Annotated in this window: 2 protein-coding genes and 1 pseudogene; all 3 read right to left on the reverse strand. The window is 32.2% G+C overall.

From position 1 onward, the window contains the following. Positions 1 to 64: 64 nt before the first annotated feature. The gene (locus AADI82_RS13190; protein ID WP_341216892.1) at positions 65 to 3421 is read right to left on the reverse strand and encodes a VCBS repeat-containing protein; all 3357 of its coding nucleotides are present in this window, start codon (positions 3419 to 3421) and stop codon (positions 65 to 67) included. Positions 3422 to 3506: 85 nt separating this feature from the next. Next, positions 3507 to 5078, reverse strand: a complete 1572-nt coding sequence (locus tag AADI82_RS13195; protein ID WP_341216893.1) for a RagB/SusD family nutrient uptake outer membrane protein — start codon at positions 5076 to 5078, stop codon at positions 3507 to 3509. A gap of 10 nt (positions 5079 to 5088) precedes the next feature. Next, positions 5089 to 5952 (reverse strand): annotated as a pseudogene (locus AADI82_RS13200) (TonB-dependent receptor); the annotation flags it as partial.

The raw sequence follows: 5952 nt of genomic DNA on the forward strand, positions 1-5952 counted from the left end.
AATTTAGTTGAACCTAATTTTCTTGAGTTGATCTAAATATGGTGGTTTAAATTGTTAAGAATTATTAATGTATTTTAATTATTGAAAACTTAGCATTATTTCTTGCCAATAAGATGGCTTTAGTAGAACCAATAGTTATAAAAGCAGCATCTTTTATATCTCCATTTGCCCATAAATTTACTTTGTGGTTCTCAAGAATTTTATAACTATTATGACTTTTTCCTATAAGTAATGTACCATAGCTAGCATCATTTCGAGGGGTTTCAACTTCTGATCCATAAAGGTTTCCTAATAATAAAACATCTTTATTATTGTCTTTATTAAAATCATCAATAAGTATTTTATTTACCGAAGATAATTGCGCTCTATTTTCAAAAGCTTCAAATTTAAAAGTACCGCCTTCATTTCTTAATATTGCTGAATAAAAATAGTTTGCCTTGTAGGATTCTCCTTCCTTTAGCTTTTCTCCATAAATATCATCAATACTCGCAGCTCCAAAATCATTATAGGTTTTAAACTTCTTTTTAATAAATGGCATTTGACCAGAACTACATGAACGACCTCTTACAGGATACACTTGATTTTCTTGACTATACCCTAAAACGATATCATCAGTACCATTCTCATCAAAATCATTAACAAACATATAGAATGGTTTATCTGTAGTAGCTTTGTATTTATAATTTGTACCCAGATTACCAGCAACAATGTCTAAATCCCCATCATTATCGATATCGTTGACATTAATAGAACTCCACCAACCTACATGATTTGATAGACCATAGGCTTCAGATTTATTTACAAAAGCCCCTAATTGGTACATATATAACTCTATACTTCCCCATTCATTAGCAACTATTAAATCAGTATTACCATCATTATCAATATCAGCCCATGATGATGCCGTAACCATAGTATGACTTAGCATTTCAGGAAACATGGTTTCTGTAACATCTTTAAAACTAATAGAGCCATTAGATGAATTATTTTCAAGAAGATAGCTTTTTGTAGGACGACCATAAAAGCCTGGTTTTACTCTTCCTCCAACAAAAAGATCTATATCTCCATCATTGTCAAAATCTGAAAGAGATACTCTTAAACCACTAGAGGTGATATTAGGTAAAGCTGAATTATTTTTCACAAAATGACCTTTACCTTTGTTTTCATATAATCTATCTTTATAATTACTATTGTTAGGTGCATATTCAATCCCGCCACTAATCACATATAAATCTTGATCACCATCATTATCAGCATCAAAAAACACAGCGCCTACGTCTTCATAATTTTTGTCTGAAACAAATGTTTTATGGTCTTTTATAAATTTTCCTAATGTGTTTTGTAGATATAAAACACTTGAGTATCCTTTAGCACCTCCTACAAAGAAATCGTCTAAACCATCTCCATTAACATCTGCTACTGCAAGTGCAGGCCCTAGTTGAGACATTCTATGAGGTAAAAGGGTTTCTTTTTTAAAATCATCAAAATCATTTTCTTTATGAACAAAATCTAATCCCAATTGGTCTGTTATGTCAGAAAAAAGAAATTCTTGATTCTTTTCTTTGGTTAACAATGCATTTTTATTGTCATCGTATGACATTGTAAGTAATTGATTTGGCTTGACATTTTTAACAACCTTATAGGTGTCATCAGTCCAAACCACCTTAATGCTATCAATAACAGGGTCTTGATTAATTCCGAAATGAATAGCGTCAGCCATAGCAGACTGGAAGCCTCTTGTAAAATGATTCTCTATAGTTTGAGTTGAAGATTTAGAATATAGCTCCACTCGTGCTCCTAATGCATTAATATTATGCTTTGTACCTTTTAGCTTTAACTTGATGTAGTTGTTTTTAGTATTATTATTTTTATAAATAAAAGACATACCTGCCGAATTATTTACGACTATATCTAAAGCACCATCGTTATCAAAATCGGCATAGGCTGCTCCGTTTGAATTAGTTGGACTTTGTTCAATTTTAGCCTTTTTAAAAGTTAAATCGCCATTATTTACATAAAAATAGTTTTCTTTTTTTCTAGATGGCATTTTAGATAAAATATCATTAATATAGCTTTCACGTTCAACCTTTTGATTTTTTATAACCTCTGCCTGTTTTGCCTTTCTGTAGTTTACAAAATCGTTGTTTCTAAAATCACCTTTAATACCATTTGATATAAATAAATCTTTATGTCCATCATTATTCATATCGAAAAATAGCGGCGCCCAACTCCAATCTGTACTAGAAACGCCAGAAAGCTGTGCAATATCAGAAAACATAGGGGTATTTGTTTTATTGTTTACACCATTATTAAGTTGTAATGTATTATACATATACTGATGATGTAGACCTAGCTTTGTATTGTTGTAGAATTTTTTTGGAGCCATTCCACTCATACTGGTTTTTTGAGAGAAATTATCTTCAGCCATCATGTCTACCACCATGATATCTAATAAACCATCATTATTAATGTCGGCAATATCATTCCCCATTGAAAAGTTTGAAATATGACCAAAAGCCTCTAAAGAAGATTCTTTAAATGATCCATCTTTATTATTTATATAGAGGTAATCTTTTTCAGAAAAATCGTTACTCACATAAATATCTGGCCAATTATCGTTATTTAAATCTGCAACTGCAACACCTAAACCAAAACCTACCATATTATTAATGATGTTAGCTTGCTCGGTTACATTTACAAACGTATTGTTGTCATTTCTGTATAGTCTATTTCCTCTGTGTTCTGAAGGCTTTTTTAATAATTCTTTAAGTTTGTTTTCATCATAAACATCAATACCATGATTAAGTAAAAACATGTCTAGATCGCCATCTTTATCATAATCAAAAAATGTAGCTTGGGTTGTGAAATTTGGTATATCTAGTCCATACTTTTTTGCTTGATTTTCAAAAACAGGAATACCATTAGAATCTAACCCCTTGTTAATTAACAATTCATTTCTACGCTTATTCTCATCTTTAATTTTTCCGGATTTAGAATAATAAATATCCATTAATCCGTCATTATTTATGTCTACAAGTGTTACTCCTGTTCCAAAACCATACCCTCCACTGGCATTAGCAGTTTTTGTAACATCTATAAATTTAAAATCTCCTTTATTAAGGTAAAGTTTATTGGTAGTTGTGCAATTAACAAAATAGATATCTACAAGACCATCATTATTAAAATCGGCTACTGATACGCCTCCTCCATTATAATAATATTCATAGAGCAATCCATTATTATATATATTCTCTTTAAGTTCATTTAGAAAAAAAATACCTGTCTTCTCAGGTGGTAAAACAGTAAAAAGTTCTTTAGCCTCTTCAATCTTTGAGATGATTTGCTCATTTTTAGTAACACCATCCTTTTTACAGGTGTACACTAATACTAAAACCAATATATATAACGCTATATTTTTCATTTCTAAATATTTTGTTTAAAATTAGAACCCATTTTAATAAATTAAAATGGGTTCTAAAAACACTTAGTTAAAATAAATATTTTTACTAGTACCCACTATTGTTAGGAAGCAAATTAGGGTTTTTATCTATTTCTCCTTGAGGAATAGGGAACAAATAATTAGCATCATCCCATGTTCTAGTTTCCCAAATTTCCTTTCCATCATCTATAAGGTCTCCGTTGGCATCCATATCAACCCTATAAATAGTTAACACTTCTGGATCTCCAGCAATTCCCCATCTTCTTATATCCCAAAAACGATGTTCTTCAAACGCCAATTCAATTCTTCGCTCATGCCTTACTTTTGTGCGTAATTCACTTTGTGACCCAACACTAATAAATGGCATATTAGCTCTATCTCTAACTACATTTATAGCATCAACGGCCAAACCTAAATCAGTATCAGCCTCTATTAAAGCTTCTGCATAATTTAAATACACTTCTGCAAGTCTCATATGAATCCAATGTTGCGTACCTGAATCGCGATGATTCCGATCTTCTTGTATCATTTTCTTCATTCCATACCCCGTTTTTGTCCAGTCTCCACTAGTTTGGATACCTGCATTTCCACCTGGTCTAAATTCCCATGTTTGCCCTTTCCAAACAGAACCGTCATATAAAATAGAAGCCTCAAACCTTGGATCTCTACCTGTATAAGGATTGCTAGCATCATAACCTGAACCAGCTTCAGAAGGCAACAAACCAGTGGCTTGCATTTCATACTGATCAATTAAGTTTTGTGTAGGGCCAGTTCCTCCCCAGCCACTAACAGCTGCACTTGCTTTAGGCGTATTAAATAGATTACCCCAATGTCCTTTATCTGGATCGCTAAATTGTGTGTCGAAAATCACTTCAGAAGCACCATCCTCTAAAAATACACTTTGGTAATCTGCATCTAATGTTCTAGAGGTATTGTCTAACACTTGCTTAGACGCAATCGCAGATTCTGAAAATTTATTCTGATATAAAAGCACTCTTCCCTTTAAGGCCATAGCGGCATCCCAAGATCCTCTTGTTGATGTTGCTTCTTCAGCATTTACAAAAAATCCTGCTGCAGTATCTAACTCAGAAGTAATAAAGTTTAATACGTTTTCTTTTGAATCTCTACTTACTAGTAAATCATCGTCTAATTCTTGAGCTACTGTTATTAGAGGAACCTCTCCAAAGGTTTGTAACAATAAAGAATACCAAAAACCTCTTAAAAAATGCGCTTCTCCTTTTAGTCTATTATTTACTTCGTCTGTTCCTTCTAACTGGTCATAACTTTGAATAAAATTATTCAATCTTCTAATTTGGAAATAAGCATTACCCCACAAACCATTAAAAGGTGAATTGTTTGAAGTTATGTTCGCTTGGTTAAATAGTGTGTTTGAAGCTGGCCATGTATAAGAGTTCTCACCATCATCTGATGCTGCATCTAACATATACCAACCTCTGGCAAACCCATGAGGAATACTACCATATATTCTGTTTAAAAAGGCTTCTGCAAAAGCAGGGTCTGTAAAAACCACATCAGAAGAAATTGCTCCTTGAGGCTCTAAATCAATAGAATCACTTGTACAAGCAAATTGCAGCATAATAAATGAGCCTATAAAAATTAATTTTTTTATGTTTTTCATAATTATTTTTTTAAAATTCTAGATTAATCCCTAAGTTAAATACTTTCTGTTGTGGATAAAACCAACCACGTTGGTTAGGATTTTCTGGGTCTAAGTGCTTAATTTTAGACCATGTTACTAAATTCCTTCCATTAAAGTAAACTCTTAATCTATTTACACCTATTTTATTTACAATTTTCTCTGGTAGCGTATATCCTATCTCTACATTTTTGAAACGTATATAATCTCCTGCTTCTAACCAATAAGACGAGAAACGTTCGTTTACTGCATTATTATTAAGTGTTATTCTAGGATACGTAGCATTGGTATTAATAACATTTCCATCTGCTCCAATTTGAGCACGATTTAAATGTTTATCAAATACTTTTCCTCCATTAAAAAACGCCCAAGAAGCTTCATTAGACAAATACATATCAAAATTAGCAGCACCTTGAAACAATGCTGAAAAATCAAATTGTTTATAGGTAAATCCTAAATTTAAACCAAATGTAATTTCTGGTACATTACCTTTGCCCATCACGGTTCTGTCATCATTATCTACCTTACCATCACCAGTTATATCTCTATATCTAATATCACCAGGTTGCGGGTTTTGAGTTTGGTATATACCCTCTGGCGCAGCTGCATTTAGATCATCTATTTCTTGTTGCGTTAAAAACAATCCATCTGCTATAAAACCAATACGACTTCCTGCTTGTATTTGTCTTCCTGTTCTTTTTCTTAAAGGGTCAACATCTTCCGATTCTGCAATATCTATGACCTTATTTTTAGCTTGACTAAAATTAAAATCTACAAAATAGTTGAAATCTTTACCACTTCCTTTATGACTTAATACAATCTCATAACCCTTATTATCAACCACACCAATATTTTC

Source organism: uncultured Wocania sp., from assembly GCF_964021735.1.
Lineage (GTDB): Bacteria > Bacteroidota > Bacteroidia > Flavobacteriales > Flavobacteriaceae > Wocania_A.

Coding starts and splice junctions, on each gene's coding strand:
- AADI82_RS13190 (WP_341216892.1), bottom strand. CDS start 3,421: ATGAAAAATATAGCGTTATATATATTGGTTTTAGTATTAGTGTACACC.
- AADI82_RS13195 (WP_341216893.1), bottom strand. CDS start 5,078: ATGAAAAACATAAAAAAATTAATTTTTATAGGCTCATTTATTATGCTG.